At 71.4% G+C, this 20,377-nt stretch carries 16 protein-coding genes; 2 read left to right on the plus strand and 14 right to left on the minus strand.

Annotation, left to right across the window (positions count from 1 at the left end):
• Positions 1–46: 46 nt before the first annotated feature.
• The 6 genes from addB to ahcY all read right to left on the minus strand — a co-directional run bounded on the left by addB (position 47) and on the right by ahcY (position 10,946).
• Complete coding sequence (gene addB / locus VP06_RS23475) at positions 47–3,178, minus strand: double-strand break repair protein AddB (RefSeq protein WP_048466218.1); 3,132 nt, start codon at positions 3,176–3,178, stop codon at positions 47–49.
• Positions 3,175–3,672 carry a GNAT family N-acetyltransferase gene (locus VP06_RS38235; RefSeq protein WP_048466219.1) on the minus strand — a complete coding sequence of 166 codons (498 nt, stop codon included), beginning with the start codon at positions 3,670–3,672 and terminating at the stop codon, positions 3,175–3,177. The genes addB and VP06_RS38235 overlap by 4 nt, the downstream gene beginning before the upstream one ends.
• A gap of 505 nt (positions 3,673–4,177) precedes the next feature.
• Positions 4,178–4,921: a nucleotidyltransferase family protein gene (locus VP06_RS23485; protein WP_048466220.1), complete on the minus strand. Its 744-nt coding sequence runs from the start codon at positions 4,919–4,921 to the stop codon at positions 4,178–4,180.
• A 29-nt stretch (positions 4,922–4,950) separates the two neighbouring features.
• Positions 4,951–6,480 (minus strand): tRNA (adenosine(37)-N6)-threonylcarbamoyltransferase complex ATPase subunit type 1 TsaE, encoded by a 1,530-nt coding sequence (gene tsaE / locus VP06_RS23490; RefSeq protein WP_197093272.1) that lies wholly within the window; start codon positions 6,478–6,480, stop codon positions 4,951–4,953.
• Between the two features lie 205 nt (positions 6,481–6,685).
• Positions 6,686–9,157 (minus strand): sensor histidine kinase, encoded by a 2,472-nt coding sequence (locus VP06_RS23495; protein WP_048466222.1) that lies wholly within the window; start codon positions 9,155–9,157, stop codon positions 6,686–6,688.
• A gap of 382 nt (positions 9,158–9,539) precedes the next feature.
• The gene (gene ahcY / locus VP06_RS23500) at positions 9,540–10,946 is read right to left on the minus strand and encodes an adenosylhomocysteinase (RefSeq protein ID WP_048466223.1); all 1,407 of its coding nucleotides are present in this window, start codon (positions 10,944–10,946) and stop codon (positions 9,540–9,542) included.
• 228 nt (positions 10,947–11,174) lie between these two features.
• On the opposite strand from ahcY, the gene VP06_RS23505 reads away from it, so the two are divergent.
• Positions 11,175–12,818 carry an ABC transporter substrate-binding protein gene (locus tag VP06_RS23505; RefSeq protein ID WP_048466224.1) on the plus strand — a complete coding sequence of 548 codons (1,644 nt, stop codon included), beginning with the start codon at positions 11,175–11,177 and terminating at the stop codon, positions 12,816–12,818.
• A gap of 131 nt (positions 12,819–12,949) precedes the next feature.
• On the opposite strand, the gene VP06_RS23510 is transcribed toward VP06_RS23505, so the two are convergent.
• The 8 genes from VP06_RS23510 to VP06_RS23545 form a co-directional block, all read right to left on the minus strand.
• Entirely contained in the window at positions 12,950–14,080 is a 1,131-nt protein-coding gene (locus VP06_RS23510) for an adenylate/guanylate cyclase domain-containing protein (RefSeq protein ID WP_048466225.1), read from the minus strand.
• A 226-nt stretch (positions 14,081–14,306) separates the two neighbouring features.
• Entirely contained in the window at positions 14,307–15,038 is a 732-nt protein-coding gene (locus VP06_RS23515; RefSeq protein ID WP_048466233.1) for a pseudouridine synthase, read from the minus strand.
• A gap of 26 nt (positions 15,039–15,064) precedes the next feature.
• Entirely contained in the window at positions 15,065–15,994 is a 930-nt protein-coding gene (locus tag VP06_RS23520; RefSeq protein ID WP_048466234.1) for a class I SAM-dependent methyltransferase, read from the minus strand.
• Positions 15,994–16,935: a GTPase Era gene (gene era / locus VP06_RS23525; RefSeq protein ID WP_048466226.1), complete on the minus strand. Its 942-nt coding sequence runs from the start codon at positions 16,933–16,935 to the stop codon at positions 15,994–15,996. Before era ends, VP06_RS23520 begins: the two co-directional genes overlap by 1 nt.
• The gene (gene rnc, locus VP06_RS23530; RefSeq protein ID WP_048466235.1) at positions 16,932–17,642 is read right to left on the minus strand and encodes a ribonuclease III; all 711 of its coding nucleotides are present in this window, start codon (positions 17,640–17,642) and stop codon (positions 16,932–16,934) included. Before rnc ends, era begins: the two co-directional genes overlap by 4 nt.
• A 98-nt stretch (positions 17,643–17,740) precedes the next feature.
• Positions 17,741–18,532 carry a signal peptidase I gene (lepB, locus tag VP06_RS23535; protein WP_048466227.1) on the minus strand — a complete coding sequence of 264 codons (792 nt, stop codon included), beginning with the start codon at positions 18,530–18,532 and terminating at the stop codon, positions 17,741–17,743.
• A 171-nt stretch (positions 18,533–18,703) separates the two neighbouring features.
• A complete protein-coding gene (acpS, locus tag VP06_RS23540; RefSeq protein ID WP_048466228.1) occupies positions 18,704–19,105 on the minus strand; it encodes a holo-ACP synthase in 402 nt (133 codons plus the stop codon).
• Positions 19,102–19,860, minus strand: coding sequence for a pyridoxine 5'-phosphate synthase (locus VP06_RS23545; protein WP_048466229.1), 759 nt, complete (start codon positions 19,858–19,860; stop codon positions 19,102–19,104). Before VP06_RS23545 ends, acpS begins: the two co-directional genes overlap by 4 nt.
• Before the next feature lie 266 nt (positions 19,861–20,126).
• Here VP06_RS23545 and VP06_RS23550 point away from each other — a divergent pair.
• The coding region (locus VP06_RS23550; RefSeq protein WP_197093273.1) for a pyridoxine 5'-phosphate synthase at positions 20,127–20,377 on the plus strand (251 nt) is incomplete at its 3' end.

A 20,377-nucleotide genomic window follows, 5' to 3' on the forward strand; every position in this document is an offset into this window, starting at 1 on the left:
GCTGGTCGATCCGTGCGGAACCAGCCGGACCTGCCCGGAATGCGTCTCACTCCTCCCCCTCGACCAGAGACCATTCCCTGACCCGTGCCAAGTGGTCGTAATCCGAGTAAGCCTTGGCGTATTTCGGGTAGGGCCGGGACAGGTAGGCGGCCTCCCCGGCCATGAACGCCCCGACGAGCCGGCGCAGGCCCGCCACGTGAGCGTCGACCAGGTCGGGGAGCGTGCGCCCATCGCCCCGTGGAGCCTTGAGCGGCGCGGGGTCGAGGGGCGTCTTGCCGCCGCCGGCGCGGATGTAGAGCAGGTCCGGGGTCTCGGCGGTGGGCTTGAGCCCCTTGAAGGCGCCGGCACGCAGCATCGCCGCCTCCAGCGTGAGCTGGGGCGAGAAGCCGGCGAAGACCTCGCGGGCACTCGGGGGCTGGCCCGTCTTGAAGTCGATGATGGTGTGGCCGCCGTCACGGCGGGTCTCGATCCGGTCGGCCCGGGCGCGCAGGGTCAGAACGTGGCCGCCGGGAATGTCCAGCGCCCAGCGCCCGCCCGCCTCCGGGTGGACGCGCCGGATTCCGGGGCGACGCTCCGTCTCCCAGGCCAGGAAGGCTTCGGCCAGGCGCACGAACCGCGGCCACCACTCGGCATAGAGTTCCGGGTAGGCGTCGGAGATCGGCGCGAAGGCGTCGGCGGCCAGCCCATAGAGCACCTGGGCGGCTTCGTCGGGGGCCGGCAGGCGGTCCGGGAAGCGCTCGGCGAAGCCGCCCAGCACCGCATGCACGAGAGTGCCGCGGTCACTGGCGCTCGGCTGCACCGCCACCGGCTCCAGCGCGTCGAGGCCGAGCACGTGGCGGGCGAAGATCCCGTAGGGATCGCGCACCAGGGTCTCGATCTCGGTGACGCTCAGTGAGCGCGGGAACAGGGCAGGGTCGGGCCGGGGCGCGGGGCGGCGCGGGCGCGGCGGCACCGGACCGGGGCCCGCCTCGATCGCCGCGGCGAGCCCTCGGAAGCGCTGCCCCCCGGCGACGAGGGTTGTCCACGCCTCCTCCCCCGCGAAGGCGCGCAGACGCTGGAGGAAGCGTGACGGCACGGTCGGCGCGCCCTCGCGCTTGTGTGCCCGGGTGATGACCGCGTCGGGGCAACCCAGCGCCTGGACGAAGTCGTGCGCGGTCTGGCCCAGGCGCCGCTCCGGCGGTGGCAGGCCGACCCGGTTGCGCATCGGCCGGTTGAGGAAAGCGTCGGTCTCGGCCTTGGGCGGCCACACACCCTCGTCGAGGCCGCCGAGCACCACCCGATCGACCGAGAGGAGGCGGGCTTCCAGGAGGCCGAGGATGCGCAGCCGCGGATGCGGGCTGGCCTGGCGTCGCGACACCACCCGCTCGCGGGCGAGCGCGGTGAAGAAGGCCGGGTAGTCGGAGAAGCGGCCGGCAAGGAGACCCGGCTGCGCCAGCTCCATGTCGTCGAACAGGGCGTCGAGCACCGCCACCGAGGTATCGGGCTCCGCCTCATCCTCCTCGGGTCCCGCCATCAGGAGGTCGCAGGCAGCGCGGTGGCCGCGCGCGATGGTCATCAGGTCGTCGGGGGCATCGTCCTCATCGGCGGCGAAGTCCCGGAAGGCGACGGAGAGGCGCAGCAGCAGATCCTCCGCCGCCTCCCACTCCTCGGCGGTGAGGCGCCGGCGCGGGCGGGGATCGTGCAGACGCTCCTCGGTCCGGGCGAGGCGCAAAGCCTCCTCGATGCCCGAAAACCCCTTGGCGGGGGCGGGCCCGCGCAAGCATCCGATCTCCAGCGCGCTCGCCGCCCGCTCCACCTCGGCCCGGCTCAGGCCGAGACGCACCAGCGGGTGGGCGAGCAGCGCCAGGACCCGCTCGGGCTTGGCGTCCAGGGCGGCCACGTCGGCGGCGAGCCGCGCGAGACGTCCGGCCGGGCTGCGTGCCAGGGGCTCGCCGGCGGAATCGTCGGCGACGATGCGCCAGCGCCCGAGCTCGGCGGCGACCCGGAGCGCCAGGGCGCGATCCGGCGTGATCAGGGCGGCGGTGCGGCCCGGCTGCTCCAGGGCCTCGCGCAGGGCCACCGCGATGGCGAGCGCCTCCTCGCGCTCGTCGGCGGCCTCGACGACCCGGATGCCGGCGGCCCCCTCGCGGGCGAGCCGATCGCGGAAGGCCGGGTCGAGATCCGCCCAGGCGTCCGTGGTCTCGGCCGGGCGCAGGGCCTGGGACAACAGTCCGGCCCGGGCCGCGGCGGCCGGATTCGGGGTGCCCAGCGGGATCACCGTCGCCCGGTCGAGGGCGAGGACATCCTTGCCGACGAGGCGGTGGAGGACCGCCTGCGGATGGGCATGGGCCGCCGCCTCGCCGTCACCCGCGGGGTCGATTGCGGTCCAGCCGGCGGCATCGAGGTCGCGGTCGAGGCCAGGCAGCACCACGGCGCCGCGGGGCAGGCCGGCGATGGCGGCGATGAGCCGGGCGGTGGCCGGCACCGACCCGGTCGAGCCGGCGACCACCACCGGGTCGGCCGGGCGCTCGCGGGTGAGCCGCGCGGCTTCCGCCAGAACCAGGGCGCGGCTGCGCTGGACCGGATCGGCGACCCCGCGATCGGCCAGGATCCGGGGCCAATGCTCGGCAGCGATCCGCACGAAATCGAGGGTGAGGGAGAAGTAGCGCGAATGCTCCGCCTCGACGGCTCCCGCGATGTCGTCCCAGGGCAGGCCCTCGACGGTGAGGGAGTCCATCAGCCCTTCGAGGTCGGCGGCCAGCCCGACCGCGTCCGCCGGCGAGGACGGCACCCGGAACGGCACCTCGTCGCCGAGGGGCAGGAGCTGGCGGTCGATCGTGCCGGCCCAGGCCTGAACGAGGCGCGCCAGGATCAGCCGCCGCTCCAGCGACGGGATCGGCGGGCGCAGGATCTCGTCGCGGCGCTCGCCCGGGGGCGCAGCCAGGAGGTCGAGCTCGGCCGCGTCGGCCTCGCCGAGCGGCACCATCCGCGGCAGCAGCGCCGCCGGGCCGCATTCCTGGGCCAGGATCGCGGCGAGCGCCCGGGCGGCGCGGCGGGTCGGCAGGTACAGGGTGACGGCCGCGAGCCCGAACGGCCCGCCGGCCAGGTCGCCGACGAGGCGGCCTGAGAGGAGCGACTCGGCCAGGGTGTCGAGGAAACGCGACCCCGGCGCGATGGTGAAGACGTGCCCCTCGCTCACCGGCCGGTCTCGCGCAGGAGGTAGCGCACGGTCTTCGCTCCGCCAAGGATCTCGGCGCTCCCGACTTCCGTGAAGCCGAGGGCGGCGTGGAACGCATCGGAGGCGGGATTGGGCGGCCGGCGGTTCACCTCGCAGGCGACCCGGTCGTGCCCGGACGCTTGGGCTTGTGCGAACAGCGCCTCGTAGAGCGCGCGGGCAAGGCCGCGGCCGCGCTGGGCCGGGGCCGTCACGATCCGGTCGACATAGACGAAGCGCGGGTAGCGGGCCTGGAACCAGCGGAAGTTCGGGCTGGCATAGGCGGCAGCCTGGTCGAGGGCGAGCAGGAAGGCGGCGAGGCCCTCCGGGCCGGTGACGGCGGCGGCCAGGACGGACTGGTCGATCAGCGCCCGCAGGCCGGCCTCGTCGAGGTGCGAGGTCTCGGCGGCATGGGCGGCGTTGAGCGCCAGCACGGCGGCGATGTCGTCGAGGGGGCCGATCGCGTAGCCGGGGGGCATGTGAATCCGTGTGCTCCATTTGCACGAGACGACGGTGAGACCCCGCACCTGTCATAGGCTTGCCGCCTCGACCATCATGCGGAGGAGGCACGGGTCTCCCCTCTCCCCGCGAGCGGGGAAAGACCTGAGGTCCGACGGGACCCAGGGAGCTGCAAACCGCGGGTTCGCCGCGAAGGGAATACCAACGGTCGAAAGAAAACGACCTTTGGTGCCGTTCTCGAACTGTCGCCAAGCCCACAATCCCGGACATCTGGGCTTAGCATCGACAATTCGCGATGGAGTCAACGGCCGCGTCGATCTCGGGCCTGCCCGAGATCGAATCGATGCGTCAGCATCTTCGGCCGTTGGTGTAAGGGGGGTGTTTGCGGAAGAGACGTCTCCGGCCCCCCTCGCTCCTGCGACGCCTCCGCGTGTCACGACCCCGACAAGGAAGTCGCGCCCCTCTCCCCGCCCGCGGCGAGAGGAGAGGCCAGCGCTCTCTCGTCGGCCGGACGCATCCGGCCTCTCACGGCTGCGTCGCGCTCGCCTTCACCCGCTCCTCAGCCTCGCGCAGGGCCTCCGGCGTGCCGACATGGAGCCACTGCCCGTCGAGGCGCAGGCCGAAGAGGCGCTCGGCCGCGATGGCACGGTCAAACAGCAGGTTGAGCGAGAACGAACCCTCCGGCGTATCGGCGAACAGGTCGGGCTTCAGGATCGCGACGCCCGCATAGACGAAGGGCGAGACCTCGCGCTCGGCCCGGCGGGTCAGGCGGCCCTCCTTGTCCATGTGGAAGTCGCCCGGCCCGTCATAGCCGAGACTCGTGGCGGCGGAGGCGAGCAGCAGCAGCATGTCCATCCGCTCCGCGTCCCAGGCGGCGATCATGCGGCGGAGGTTCGGCTGCGGCCCTTCGAGCCAGAAGGAATCGGAGTTGAGCACCATGAACGGCGCCGTCCCGAGACGCGGCAGCGCCTTCTTCACCCCGCCGCCGGTCTCCAGCAGCCGCTCGCGCTCGTCCGAGATCGCGATCAGCGGCGGGCGGCGGCGGCGCACCAGATGCGCCTCCATCAGGTCGGCGAGGTAATGCACGTTCACCACCGCCTCCGGGATACCGGCCTCGGCCACCCGGTCGAGGGCGTAATCGACCAGCGCCTTGCCGGCGACATCGACCAGGGGTTTCGGCGTGGTGGCGGTGATCGGGCGCATGCGCTTGCCGAGGCCCGCGGCCAGCACGAAGGCGCGCGTTACGGCGGGGCTTTGGGGATCGGTCATCGCGAGCGGGGTTTCGTGAAGCGGAGCGGTCAGAAGTCGGGACAGAGGCGCGGCAGATGCGTGGCGTACCAGGCCCGGACGCCGGCAAGCGCCGGGTGGGCCAGGTTGCGGGCCAGGTAGCCCTCGATGCGCGGCAGGTGGGCGAGATAGCCCGGCTTGCCGTCGCGCCGGTCGAGGCGGGCGAAGATGCCCAGGATCTTGGTGGCGCGCTGGGCCCCCAGCACCGCATAGGCGCGGGCGAAGCCCTGCATGTCGAACTCGGCGTCGCGCAACTTCCGCTCGCGGGCATAGAGGCCGAGCAGGCGCAGCTCGAACTCGGCGCTGGCATCGACCCGGGCGTCCTGGAGCAGGGAGGCGACGTCGTAGGCCGGGTGGCCCAGCACCGCGTCCTGGAAGTCGATCAGGCCGATGCGCTCGATCCCGTCGCGCTCGGGCAGCCAGATCAGGTTGGGCGAGTGGTAGTCGCGCAGGGTCCAGGTCCGGGCCTCGCCTTCGAGCCCGTCCAGTGCCTCGTCCCATGCGGCGACGAAGCTCGCCCGGGCCGCCGGCGGCAGCGGGCTGTGGGCGACGAAGGGCGCGTACCAGTCGGGCAGCAGTTCCGCCTCGAACAGCAGCGCCTCGCGGTCGTAGGGAGGCAGCACATGGTCGCGGCCCTCGGCCACCGGCAGCACGGAGGGCAGGCTCGTGCCGTGCAGGCGGGCCAGCACCTTCACGGCCTCGGCGTAGCGCTCGGGGCGCGGGCCGTTCTGATCGGCCACCGGCTCGGTGCCGAGGTCTTCCAGGATCAGCAGCCCGGCATCCAGGTCCTCGCCGAGGATCTTGGGGGCGGAGAGGCCCAGCGCCCGCAGGCCGCGATCCACCGCCACGAAGGCGTGGACGCTCTCGGCAAGGTGGACGATGGCGCTGTAGGGCTTGCCGTCCCGCACCGGCGGGCCATCGGGCTTCGGCGGCGAGATCATCAGCACCGCCCTGGTGCCGTCCGGATTGGTGAGTCGCTCGTAGGACCGGCTCGACGCATCGCCCTGCATGTGGGTCCGCTCGGCCTCGCCCCAGCCGGACCGGTCGAGGAGAACACGGAGCGCGCGCGCGCGCATCAGACGGCCACCGAGACCGCCGCCGCCGATGAGGCGGGCGAGCCGGGCGTCGTCGCCGAATTCGGGCTTGAGCGAGAGGTCGATGGCCAGCGTCGGGCCGTGGCGCGGCGGCAGCCGGTCAGGCCACTCGACGAGGGCGATCGCCCGCTCGGTCATCTCGTCGAAGCCGAGTTCCACCAGTTCGTCGGGCCCGCGCAGGCGGTAGAGGTCGGCATGGACCACGGCCTGGCCGCTCCGCCCCTCGTAGGGCTGTACCAGGGTGAAGGTCGGGCTTGGGACTTCGAGATCCGGATCGCCAACGATCTCGCGGATGATCGCCCGGGCCAGCGTCGTCTTGCCGCCGCCGAGTCCGCCGGAGAGCGCCACCAGGTCGCCGGGCCGCAGGATCTCGGCGAGGAAACGGCCGAGATCCTCGGTCGCCGTCTCGTCCGGCAGCACGATCTCCCAGGGTATGCGCTCGGCCATGCCCTCCTGGTCCACTCCGCCATCCTCGCTCACGGGCCCGTCGGGGGCTGACTGTCCCCGTCATAGCCCATGAACCTTAAGCTTTTTCGGCCATTCCCGGGATCCCGCGACATGGCGTCCGGCACGGCGCCCACAGGGTGCCGGATTTTTCCGGCCCCGTCATCCACCGGCATGCTTCCGGTTCCCGCGGCGGCCGCCCTGCCGGCTATTCGGCCGCCGCCAGACGCGCCTGCCCGTCACCGACCGGGAAGGTGCAGGTGACCCGGGTGCCGGCCCCGGGGGACGACGCGATGTCGATGCGCCCGCCATGCAGCTCCACGAAGGAGCGCACGATCGACAGCCCCAAGCCCACGCCGCGGTGGCGGGTGCCGAGCGTGTGGCTCTCGAAGCGCTCGAACACCCGCGCCATCACCTCGGGCGGCATGCCGCGGCCCTGGTCGATCACCTCCAGCACCAGGCTCTCGCCGTCCTTGCGGGTACAGACCCGGACCTGCTGGCCCGGGGCCGAGAAGCCGACCGCGTTGGAGAGCAGGTTGAACAGGATCTGGCGGATGCGCTTGCCGTCGGCGACGAAGCTGCCGATGTCCGGCGGCACGTCGAGGACGAGGGCGATGTCGGCCTCGGCCAGCCGGTCGCCGATGCCCCGCACCGCCGCCGCGATGGTGGCCTGAACGTCGACCCGCTCCCGCGTCAGCTCCATCGAGCCGGCATCGATCGAGGCGAGGTCGAGGATGTCGTTGATGATGACGAGGAGCGCCGCCGAGGAGCGCATGATGTGGTCGGCATATTCGCGCTGGCGCGGGTTGAGGGCGCCGACGGTCTCATCGCCGAGAAGCTCGGTGAAGCCGATGATGTTGGTGAGCGGCGAGCGCAGCTCGTAGGAGACGTGGTGAACGAACTCGTCGCGCAGGCGCGTCGTGCGCTCCAGGGCCTCGTTCTTGTCGGTCAGCGCCCGCTCGACATTGACGCTCGCGGTCACGTCGATGTGGGTCAGGAGCGTCGCACCGTCCGGCAGCGGCTCGGCGGCGCAGTCGAGCATGGTGCCGTCGGCGAGGGCCAGCCGGCAGGCGAGGCCGCGGCGGGCATCGACGAGGCCGGTCACCGCCTCGCGGATCTGCGCCCACGGCTCCTCGGCCGGGCTTAAGGTCCGGCAGACCGCGATGACCTGGTCGATATGGGGCTGGACCTCGACCATCTCAGGGCCGATGCGCCAGACCTGAGAGAAAGCCCTGTTGGCGAATTTCAGCCGCCCGTCGGTGCCGAACACCGCCACCGGCTCCCGCAGGGTGTCGAGCGTCTCGCTCTGCACCTGCATCAGCACGTTGTAGCGCGATTCGAGATGGACCCGCTCGGACACGTCCTCGAACAGGTAGGTCAGCCCCCCTTGCGGGTTCGGATCGGCGAGGACGCGCAGCGTCCGCCCATCGGGCAGGTGCCACCAATTCTCCTGCGCCTCCGCGGCCCGGTAGGCGGCGAGCACGCCGGACTTCCAGCTGCGGAAATCCGCCTGCTCGGGCAGCTTGCGGGCGTTGCGAAGGGTGTCGAGGATCTCGCCGTCGAGGGGCTTGCCCTCCAGGAAGGCGGGATCGAGGTCCCAGAGATGGCGGTAGGCGGCGTTGTGGAAGATCAGCCGCTGGCGCGCGTCGAACATCGCAACGGCGGTGGGCAACTGGTCGAGAGTGCGGACATTGGCGTCCATCTGGCGCTGGAGGTCGGCGCGCACGCTCTCCAGTTCCGAGACGTCGACCGCGATGCCGACCGTGCCGCCCTCGGTCGCCACCTCGGTGACGTCGAGGGTGCGGCGCGCCCCCGCCACCACGGCCGAGACCCGCAACGGGCCGGCCCCGCCCCGGGACCGGCGGCGCTCCGCCTCCTCGCGGGCGGTGCGCTCGAGGAGTTCCGCCCCCTCGCGCACCGCCCGGGCGGCGTCGCCCGCCTCCGCGGCGGCGGCATAGGCGGCGTTGGCCCAGGTGAGGCGCCCGTCGCGGCCGCGGCGCCAGACCGGCTGCGGGATCGTGTCGAGGAGGCCCGACAAGGCGTCGAGCCCGTGGCGGGTCTCCTCCAGGGTGGCGCGCAGCGCGACCAGCTCGCGGCGCTCGCCGGTCAGCTCGCGCAGGCGCAGCAGCGCCTGGCCGCCCACCGCCTGGCCCTGCGCCTCGACGGTGCGGCCCTGGAGGGTATGGACCGTGCGGCGGAAGCGCTCGCCGCGCCCACGGAGGGTCTCGACCGCGGCATCGAGAGCGGCGGCATCGGCGGGCACGAGCCAGGCTCCGAAGGCCAGGACCCGGCGCACCGAGCCCGGGCGGTGCCCTTCGGCGGTGATGCCGACATCGCCCTCGATCAGCGGCTCGCCGCGGGCATCCCAGGTCACGACGATCTGCGGCTCGGAGCCGAGGAGCAGATCGGCCCGGTCGTGGGCGCCACGCAGGTCGGCGAGTTCCGCGTTCAGGGTGTGCTCGCGCCGGGCCCAGCGGGCCCGCTCGCGCAGGTAGAGCAGCGACAGGATCGTGGCGAAGATCGTCAGGCCGATCAGCACCGCGACGCCCACCGCGTTGTGCGCGTGCAGGCCCGGAGCGGTTTCCGCCGCCTGGGCGGCGGCCGCGAGGCCAAGTGCGCCGCCCAAGATGCCGGCGCCCGCGCGGCCGCCGAGCCGTCGCGGCCTACGTCCAACCCCCATCACCCGTCCGTCTCCACGCGAACCGGCGCGCCGGCCCTCGACCGGACCGGCACGCCTCACGACCTCAACGCCACGCCTCGGAGAACGCCGGCAAGCCGCCCGCAACCGCGGGACGGCTCCCTCCTCAGAGATTCGACCGGAGTTTAGCGCGGCGCGGATTCGGGCCGGAAGGGGTGAATCAGGGGGAGGCCGGCGATGCTCGCACGGAGCATCGTCAAGGGCACAGAAATGCCACACCCAACACAGAACATAAATAGAACATTGGCTTGGAGTGCGATTGTACAACCGCCACGACTTAGCCCACACGCAAAAAGAAGAGCCCGGCTTTCCGGCCGGGCTCCCCATGGATTACTGCATGATCACCGTGCGATCCCAGCGGCGATCAGTACCGGTAGTGGTCGGGCTTGAACGGGCCGGCCTGGTTGACGCCGATATAGGCGGCCTGGTCCTCGCGCAGCTTGGTCAGCTTGACGCCGATCTTCTCGAGGTGCAGCGCCGCAACCTTCTCGTCGAGGGCCTTGGGCAGGGTGTAGACCGCCTTCTCGTACTTGCCCGGGTTGGTCCACAGCTCAATCTGGGCCAGGGTCTGGTTGGTGAAGGAGGCCGACATCACGAAGGACGGGTGGCCCATGGCGTTGCCGAGATTCACCAGGCGCCCCTCCGACAGGAGGATGATGCGGTGGCCGTCGGCGAACTCGATCTCGTCGACCTGCGGCTTGATGTTCTGCCACTTCAGGTTCTTGAGACCCGCGACCTGGATCTCGTTGTCGAAGTGGCCGATGTTGCAGACGATGGCCCGGTCCTTCATCGCCCGCATGTGGTCGAGGGTGATGACGTCCTTGTTGCCGGTCGCGGTCACGAAGATGTCGGCGCGGGGCGCGGCATCTTCCATGGTGGTGACCTCGTAGCCCTCCATCGCGGCCTGGAGCGCGCAGATCGGATCGACCTCGGAGACCAGCACGCGGCAGCCGGCGTTGCGGAGCGAGGCGGCCGAGCCCTTGCCGACATCGCCGAAGCCCGCGACCATCGCGACCTTGCCGGCCATCATCACGTCGGTGCCGCGGCGGATGCCGTCGACCAGCGACTCGCGGCAGCCATAGAGGTTGTCGAACTTCGACTTGGTGACCGCGTCGTTGACGTTGATCGCCGGGAAGAGGAGCTTGCCCTCCTTGGCGAGCAGGTAGAGGCGGTGCACGCCGGTGGTGGTCTCCTCCGAGACGCCCTTGATCGACTCGGCGAGGCCCGCGAACCAGCCCTTCGGCTTCTCGGCCAGCATGCGCTTGAGGAGCGCGAAGAAGATCTCCTCCTCCTCCGAGCCCGGCGTGTCGAGGAAGGCGGTGTCGCCGTTCTCGGCGCGCAGGCCGAGATGCACGAACATCGTGGCGTCGCCGCCGTCGTCGAGGATCATGTTCGGCATGCCGCCGTCATGCCACTCGAACAGCTTGGCGGTATAGTCCCAGTAATCCTTCAGGGTCTCGCCCTTGATGGCGAAGACCGGGATGCCGGCGGCGGCGATCGCGGCGGCGGCGTGGTCCTGGGTCGAGTAGATGTTGCACGACACCCAGCGGATGTCGGCGCCGAGAGCCTTGAGGGTCTCGATCAGCACCGCGGTCTGGATGGTCATGTGCAGGGAGCCGGCGATCTTGGCGCCCTTCAGCGGCTGGCTCGCGGCGTATTCCTCGCGCACGGCCATCAGGCCGGGCATCTCGGTCTCGGCGATCGCGATCTCCTTGCGGCCGAAATCGGCCAGGGCGATGTCCTTCACGATGTAGTCGTGCGTGCTCGGCATTGGTCGGTCTCCCGTGTCGGCCGGTTCGGCTGCGCCTATAGCAGCCCCCCGCCGGAGAGGCAATCAAGATATAAACATGTCTTTATGCGACCGGTGCGACGGCTCCGGCCGGCGCCGTGCCCGGTGCGGCGCTCACGTTCAAGCCCTCACAGTCTTGCACGCCTCTTGCAGAGGGCAGCCGCGTCAACGCGGCGGCCGGATGGGCCGCGCAGCAGCCGAGGTCCATCGATGAGCCCATTCTCCCTGTCGCGCCGCCAGTTGCTCGCCGGAGCCTCCGCCCTCGCGGCGCTCGGGCCGACCGGCACCGCGCTCGCGCAAGGGGCGGACGCGGCGAGCGCCGGTGGCAAGGCCGCGGGCAGCCTGACCTACGGGATCTCGCTGTTCGACCTGCCGCTCACCACCGGCCAGCCCGACCGGGGCGCGGGCGGCTACCAGTTCACCGGGCTCACGCTCTACGATCCTCTGGTGGCCTGGGAACTCGACGTCGCCGACCGGCCCGGCAAGCTGGTGCCGGGGCTCGCGACCTCCTGGGAGAGCGATCCGGCCGATCGCCGCAACTGGATTTTCCGCCTGCGGCAGGGCGTCACGTTCCACGACGGCTCGGCCTTCGACGCCGACGCGGTGATCTGGAACTTCGACAAGGTGCTCGACGCGAAGGCACCGCATTACGACCAGCGGCAAGCCTCGCAGGTGCGCCCGCGCCTGCCATCGGTGGCCGCCTACAAGAAGCTCGACGCCATGACGGTGCAGGTCACCACCAAGGCGGTCGACGCGCTGTTTCCCTACCAGATGCTGTGGTTCCTGATCTCGTCCCCGGCGCAATACGAGGCGGTGGGGCGCGACTGGACCCAATTCGCCTTCAAGCCCTCGGGCACCGGCCCCTATCGGCTGGCCGCCCTGGTGCCGAGGGTGCGCCTGGAGCTGGTCCCGAACGAGACCTACTGGAACCCCAAGCGGAGGCCGCGGCTGGCCAAGCTGACCCTCGCCTGCATCCCGGAGGACCTGGCGCGGGCCAATGCCCTGCTCTCGGGCAATGCCGACCTGATCGAGCTGCCCGCCCCCGATGCCGTGCCGCGGCTCAAGGGCGCCGGGATGCGGGTGACCGGCAACGACACGCCGCATGTCTGGAACTACCACCTGTCGATGCTGGAGGGCAGCCCGTGGCGCGACCTGCGCCTGCGCAAGGCCGCCAACCTCGCCATTGACCGCGACGGCGTCGCCGCCTTGATGGGCGGGCTGGCGACCCCGGCGGTCGGCCAGGTGCAGCCGTCGAGCCCGTGGTTCGGCAAGCCGGGCTTCACGATCGGGTATGACGTCGACCAGGCCCGCAAGCTGGTGAAGGACGCCGGCTACTCGGTGCAGAACCCGCTGCGGACGACCTTCATCATCCCGACCGGCGGCTCGGGGCAGATGCTGTCGCTGCCGATCAACGAATTCGTGCAGCAGGCTTGGGCCGAGGTCGGCATCGCCGTCGAGTTCCGGGCGGTCGAGCTGGAAGTGGCCTACACCGCCTGGCGCCAGGGCGCCGCCGACCCGTCGCTGAAGGGCGTCACCGGCAGCAACATCGCCTACGTCACCTCGGACCCGCTCTACGCCATCCTGCGCTTCTACGATTCGAAGCAGGTCGCGCCGACCGGGGTGAATTGGAGCCACTACCGCAACCCGGAGGTGGACAAGCTCTGCGACGCGGTGCGGGCGAGCTTCGATCCGGCCGAGCAGGACACGATGCTGGCGCGCATCCACGAGATCGTGGTGGACGATGCGGTGCAGGTCTGGGTCGTGCACGACACCAACCCGCATGCGCTCTCGGCCAAGGTCAAGGCGTACAGCCAGGCGCAGCACTGGTTTCAGGATCTGACGACGCTCGGGTAGCGGCGATTCGCGGCGCCTCGGTCAAACCCTGAGCCGATGTCGCCGACGCGGTCACCGGTTCGGCGGCAAACATCTGCGATCAAACAAGAACCTACGCGGACGAAGCGTTGGCCCGCCAATGCACGTCTGGCTTAGTGGCCGAGGCCGACCGATCGGGGAGCGGCGGTCCTCGGCCGCGCGAAACCGCGGAGGCCCACCACCCGACGGGCCGCGTCGACCGCCGCAGGCGCACCGACGATCCGCGGCTTGCGCCCGTCCGCGAGCGCATGCACGATCATCGTCTCGCTCCGCCCTCGCAGTTGATAGGCGCCGAGCGCCTCGACCACGATCCCCTCGGGCAGGAGCGGCAGCCGGGCGAGAACCGCCTCCGAGATCAGCACGTCCCTCCGGGTCTCCCGGCACAACCCTTCGAGCCGGGCGGTCGCGTTCATGACGTCGCCGAAATACGCGATCTTGTGCCGGTCGACGCCGACCTCCGCCGTCACCACGCTGCCGCCGTGCAGCGCCGCGCGCAGCTCCGGCACGAGACCGAAGCGGGCGAGCCAGCGCTCCCGGTCGGCGTCGAGGGCGCGGCGGATCGCGAAGACGCAGGCGACGCACCGGGCCCGTTCGACGCCGCGCGCGAGCGGCCAGGAGACGATCACCTGATCGCCGATGTAATCGTCGACCTGGCCGCGATGCCGGCGCACCGGCTCGGCGATCGCGGCGAACACCGCCGTCAGCAATTCCTGCGCGGCGAGATCGCCGTAGCGTTCCGCATACGCCGTCGAGCCGGCGAGATCGAGGAACAGGAAGACGCGCTCCTCCCGGACCGGACGGTGGTAGCGCCCGAGGATGAGGCTAACGAACGTCTCGCCGCCGATCAGGTCGCGCACGCGCAGGACCGCGACGATGATCGCCGACATCGCCATCGCGAAGGGGATGGTGGAGAGCTTCGGCGTGACCGCGCTCAGCAGGGGCTTGTCCACGATGCCGAGCGTCCACAGGACAAGGCCGGTCAGCGCCATGCCGGCGACGATGACGAGCACCAGACTGATCTCGGCGGCCGCGAAATAGGCCAGCGTGGGCAGCCGGCGCAGGCGCTCGCTGTAGCCGCCGAGAAAGACGCCGCGCTCATACGCGATGGCGAGGACGCCGATGCAGGTCCCGTAGAGGATGCCCGCGAGAGTCGGCCCGTCATTGAACAGGAGGCCGTGCAGAGCACCGAACGAGGCACTCACGGCCGCGATGATGATCCAGAAGGTCGCGGTGCCGTTCGCCATCGTCTTCCTCGGCTCGGGAGCGATGTCGTATGGATGACCGGTCAATAGTGGCGACACAATGATGACCGGAGACTTGGCGGCACCGGGTATTTCGGCCTCGTGCGGCAGCGCACGGACCGACAAAGCGAAAGGTTGAACCGCGACGCTGCGCAGATCAGCATCCGCTTGCCGGCCGCGCCGTCACCCTGAGGGACAACAGTGAACGGTCGAGCCGAAGGCAGCGCCGTCAGCGTGACGCAAACACCCGCGCCACATCCCCCTCCCCCATCACCCGGTACTGCCCGGGCTCCAGGTCCGAAGGCAGATCCAGCGCCCCGACCCGATCCCGATGCAACGCCGTGACGTGGTTGCCGACCGCGGCGAACATCCGCCGGACCTGATGGTAGCGCCCTTCGGTCAGCGTCACCGCCGCGCTCGTCGGGCCGTGGACGTCCATGGCGACCGGCAGCAGCGGCTTCTCCTCGCCCTCGAGCATCAGCGTACCGGAGGAAAAGATCGCGTCCTCGTCGCCGCGGAGCGGCCGGTCCAGGGTCACCTGGTAGCGCTTGGACACGCTCGCCTTCGGCGAGATGATCCGGTGCAGCAGCGCGCCGTCATCCGTGAGGAGCAGAAGGCCGGAGGTCTCCTTGTCGAGGCGGCCGACGGTGGAGAGCGGCGGCTCGCGGCGGCGCCAGCGCGGCGGCAGCAGGCCGTAGACCAGCGGACCCGCCTCCTTGTGCGAGCAGGTGACGCCGAGCGGCTTGTGCAGCATCAGCGCCACCCCGGGGAGCGGGTCGAGGGGCTTGCCGCTCACGGTGAGGCGGGCCGGCAGGTCCGGGTCGAGGGCGATGCGCTGGTCGGCATCGCGCAAGGGGGCGCCGTCGAGGACGATCGTGCCGGCCCGGGCCAGCATCTGGATCTCGCGGCGCGAGCCGTAGCCGAGATTGGCGAGCAGCCGGTCGAGCCGGACCGACGCCACCTTCGCCTTGCCGCTTCCTGGCGCACTCACTTGCGCGCCTCGTGGATCTTGTAGCCGTGCGCGGCGGCCCGTTGCGTCACCTCGCGGAACACCTCACCAAGGGTCGCCTCATAGGGCAGATGGGTGTTGGCGGTGAGCCACAGCGTCCCGCCCGGCCGCAGGGCGGCGGCGGCGCGGCGGATGAAAGCCTGGCCGAGGGCCCGGTCCTCGGCGCCGCCATCATGGAAGGGCGGGTTCATCACCACGAAGTCGAGGCGACCGGGGACCGAGCCGGCGTCGCGGGCATCGGCCCAGGCGATGGTGGCGCGGGGATCCGCGACGTTGCGCCGCGCCGCCGCCACTGCCCTCCGGTCGATGTCGACGAGCGCCAAGGCCGTCACCTGGGGCGAGGCGAGCACGGCCCGCGCGAGAATGCCGAGGCCGCAGCCGAGATCGGCGCCGCGGCCCGACAGGACCGGCAAGGTCTCGATCAGCAGGGCGGTCCCGGGATCGATCCGGCTCCACGAGAACAGGCCCGGCTGCGTCCACAGGGCGAGATCGGCGAGGTGCTGCGGTGCTCCCTCGGCGATGGCCTCGTCGAGCCCGGCCGGCGCCTCCGGCCGCGCCGTCCGCACGATGCGGTGGTGCCGCTTCGCGCTCTCGTCGAGGCGGCAGCCGAAATCCGAGAGTTCACGGGCCAACCGCGAGCCGCCCCGGTCCTTCGGGGCGAGCACGGTGAGGGGGGCGCCGGGCGCGAGCGCCCGCAACGCCAAAGCCAGGGCGTGGCGACGCTCCAGGGTGCCGGGCGGGGCCAGCATGGTCAGGCCGGGACATGCAGCCGGGGCGAGGTCCTCCAGGGCGGTGCCGCCGGGCACCACGGGCGAGAGCTGCACGGCGTCGCCCGGGATGGCCACGAGGTCGGCGGGCGGATGGCCATAGACGCCCGGACGGGCGGAGATCGGATCGGTCACAGGGATCAGCCGCGGGGGAATTCCAGACCCATCTCGCGGTAGCGCTCCGGGTCGTCGGCCCAGTTCTCCCGCACCTTCACGAACAGGAACAGGTGGACCGTCGCCTCCGCCGCCTCGGCGATCTCGATCCGGGCGGCCTGGCCGATGGCCTTGATGGTCTGTCCACCCTTGCCGAGGACGATCTTCCGCTGGCTCTCGCGCTCGACGAAGATGGTCTGCTCGATGCGAACCGAGCCGTCGGGCCGGACCTGCCACTGGTCGGTCTCGACGGTCGAGGAATAGGGCAGTTCCTCGTGCAGCCGGTCGTAGATCTTCTCCCGGGTGATCTCGGCGGCGAGCATCCGCAGCGGCGCGTCGGAGACCTGGTCCTCGGGGTAGAGCCAGGGGCTCAGGGGCATCCGGGTCGCCAGCTCGCGGCGCAGGTCGTCGACCCCGTCGCCGGTCAGCGCCGAGATCATGAAGGTGCGCTCGAACCGCACCCGCTCGTTGAGCGAGGCGGCGAGCGCCAGCAGGCGCTCGCGGGCGATCACGTCGATCTTGTTGAGCACCAGGTATTTCGGGCGCTTCAGCTCGGGCATCCGGGTGAGGATCGCCTCGACCTCCTCGTCCACGCCCTTTCGGGCATCGATCAGCAGGCAGACCGCGTCGGCATCGGCGGCGCCGCTCCAGGCCGAGGTCACCATCGCCCGGTCGAGCCGGCGCTTGGGCGCGAAGATGCCGGGGGTATCGACGAGGACGATCTGCGCCGCACCCTCCATGGCGATGCCGCGCACGAGGGCCCGGGTGGTCTGCACCTTGCGCGAGACGATCGACACCTTGGTGCCGACGAGGCTGTTGAGCAGGGTCGACTTGCCGGCATTCGGCACCCCGATCAGGGCGACGAAGCCCGCCCGGGTCTCCTCCGGCGGGCCGGTCTCTTCGGTGTCGGGGGTGGTGTCGTCGGTCATTCTGCCTGCTCTCCGGGCTCGTCCCCGGTCCACAGCCCCTCGCGCACCAGCAGCGCGCGCGCGGCCGTCTGCTCGGCCAGGCGCTTCGAGCCGCCGATGCCGATGCCGGGCGCGGCGCCGGTGACCCGGGCCTCGATGCGAAATTGCGGGGCGTGGTCGGGCCCGGCCCGCTCCACCACCACGTAGGTCGGTGTCGGCCAGCCTTGCGCCTGCGCCCATTCCTGCAACGCCGATTTCGGGTCGCGGCTGCGCGTCCCTTCGGTCTGACGGTCGGCCTCGAAGGCGCGATCGATCACCGCCTTGGCGGCCGCGTAGCCGGCATCAAGGAAGATCGCGCCCAGGATCGCCTCGCAGACATCGGCGAGGATCGCCGCATTGCGGCGCCCGCCGCCATGGACCTCGCCGCCGCCGAGATTGAGATGGGGCCCGACCTCCCAGGCCGTCGCCACCAACGCGCAGCTCTCGCGCCGCACCAGGCTCGACAGGCGCCGCGACAGGTCGCCCTCGTCGGCTCCCGGCAGGGCATTGTAGAGGCCGTCCGCCACCGCGAGCCCGAGCACCCGGTCGCCGAGGAATTCGAGGCGCTGATAGCTGCCCTTCCCGTTGGTCGCGCTGACATGGGTGAGCGCCCGCACCAGCAGGTCCCGGTCGGCGAAGCGGTGGCCGATGCGCTCCTCCAGCACCGAGAGATCAGGCCGCCGCCGCATCCCGCGCTTGCGCCGCGGCGGGGCATCGCCCGCCCCGGCCTCCGGGACGGGCGGTTCGGCCTGCGGCGTTGCGGCGTCGCTCACGCTCCGGTCTCCCGTCAGTGGATCGGCTTGAAGATCCGGTTCCAGCGCACCGTCCAGGGCCAGTCCCAGATCTGCCAGGCGGCGGCGCCGTCGTCGACCGAGAAGAAGATCACCTCGGCCCGGCCGATCAAATTCTCGTAAGGCACGTAACCGACATTGCCGAGGTCGCGCGAATCGGTGGAATTGTCGCGATTGTCGCCCATCATGAAGAAGTGATTGGGCGGCACGGTGTAGACCTGGGTGTTGTCCCACAGGCCGCGGTCGCCGTCGCGCTCGATGATCTCGTGGCTGACGCCGTTGGGCAAGGTCTCGCGGTATTGCGGAACCAGGGTCGGCTGGCCGAAGGCGTCCGTGGTCGCGTAATCGGCGATGCGCTCGCGCTTCACCGGCCGGCCGTTGATGGTGAGCACGCCCTCGACCACCTGGATCCGGTCGCCCGGCAGGCCGATCACCCGCTTGATGTAGTCGGTGGCGTTGTCCTTGGGCAGCTTGAACACCACGATGTCGCCCTGCTTGGGGTAAGCGCCCCAGATCCGGCCCTTGGCCTCGAACGGCAGGTACTCGCTCAACGGCAGGGAGTACTTGGAGTAGCCGAGGGAATACTTTGAAACGAAGAGATAGTCACCGATCAGCAGGGTCGGGATCAGCGAGCCGGACGGGATGTTGAACGGCTGGAACAGCAGGGTGCGGACCACGAGGGCGATCAGCAGCGCCTGGAGGCCGACCTTGACGGTTTCCTTGATCGACTCCCAGAGGCCGGCATCCTTGCCGCGTTTCAGGTCCTGATCCGTGCGTGCGCGATCCATGCTCGTTCTCTCCGGCGGTCCGTGCAGCTATCGCCTGGCACCCGCCGAGGGCACGCGGCCGGCTTATTGCGCGGTGCGGGGGGTCTAGACCAACGCTTGCCCGCCCGCAACGCGGTGCGGCAGGCGCCGGCGAATCACCTCCCGCGCCATTTCCGGCCGACAGCGATGCGGTCAGCCCTCGGGCAGCGCCTCGATGATCACGAAAGCCTGGGCCAGGGGCGGATCGTCCGTCAGCGTCACATGCACCACGGGCCGGTGGCCCGGCGGGATCAGGGCGGCGAGGCGCTCGGCCGCGCCGTTGGTGAGATGCAAGGTCGGGCGGCCGCCGGGCAGGTTCACCACCTCCATGTCGCGCCAGAACACGCCATCGCTCATGCCGGTGCCGAGCGCCTTGGAGCAGGCTTCCTTGGCGGCGAAGCGCCGCGCATAGGACGGCGCGCGGGCGGCGCGCCGGTCACTGCGGGCGCGCTCGCCCTCGGTGAACAACCGGTGGGTGAAGCGGTCGCCGAAGCGCTCCAGCGAGCGCTCGATGCGGCGGATGTCGCAGAGATCGGAGCCGATGCCGACGATCATGCGGCGGCCCCGCGACGGCCGGCCTCCATCGCGGCCCGCATCGCGCGGATCGCGGCGGGGAGGCCGTCGAAGATCGCCTCCGCCATCAGCGCATGGCCGATATTCAGCTCGCGCACCTGCGGCAAGGCCGCCACCGGGCCGACGCTCTCGACGGTGAGGCCGTGGCCGGCATGGATCTCGAGCCCGAGCGCTCCCCCGTGCTCGGCCGCGCGGGCGAGCCGGGCAAGCTCGGCCCGGATCCTGTCAGGATCGCCGGCGATCACCGCCTCGCAATAGGTGCCGGTATGCAGCTCGACCACCGGGGCGGCCAGCGCGCGGGCGGCCTCCATGACGTGGATCTCGGGCTCGACGAAGAGCGAGACCCGCACCCCCGCCTCGTTGAGGCGCGCGATGAACGGCGCCAGGTGCTCGCGGCCGCCGACGATGTCGAGCCCGCCCTCGGTGGTGCGCTCCTCGCGCTTCTCCGGCACCAGGCAGGCGGCGTGGGGCTTCAGGCGCAACGCGATGCCCAGCATCTCCCCGGTCGCCGCCATCTCGAGGTTCAGCGGCCGGTCGATCTCGCGCATCAGCCGCTCGATATCGGCGTCGCGGATGTGGCGCCGGTCCTCGCGCAGATGGGCGGTGATGCCGTCGGCCCCGGCCGCGATCGCCGCATGGGCCGCACGCACCGGGTCGGGCATCGTGCCGCCGCGGGCGTTGCGCAGGGTGGCGACGTGGTCGACGTTGACGCCGAGGCGGAGGGGGGAGGCGGGCATCGGGCGGCTTCTCGGGCGCGGCTTTTCAGGACTGCCTGCGATGTAGCGTCGCCCGCCCGGCCCCGCCAGCCGCCCGTATGGCGGAACCACACTCCCCGAGAAAGCGCGGGCCGGCCGGGCATCCGCCTGGACAAGCTCGCCCGCTGCGCCGCACTGTGCGCCCGCCCGCGGCACGGGCCCGGAGGCCCGCCCGGCGCAAGGCCCCGCCGCGACACCCCGACGACCGATGCTCGGGCGGGCCGCCGAGCCTGCCCCGGAGGCCCACGATGTCTGCTCGACGGCTCGACCGCGGCGGCACGATGCCCGACCCGGTGCGTGCGGCCCATGCGGCGATCGCGGCCGGGGCCGACGGCATCACCGCCCATCTGCGCGAGGACCGGCGCCACATCCGCGACGCCGATATCGAGCGGCTGATGCGCGAGATCGACCGGCCGCTGAACCTCGAGATGGCGGCGACCGGGGAGATGCTGGGCATCGCGTTGCGCCTGAAGCCCCACGCCGCCTGCCTGGTGCCGGA

It is taken from the genome of Methylobacterium aquaticum (genome assembly GCF_001043915.1).
Lineage (GTDB): Bacteria > Pseudomonadota > Alphaproteobacteria > Rhizobiales > Beijerinckiaceae > Methylobacterium > Methylobacterium aquaticum.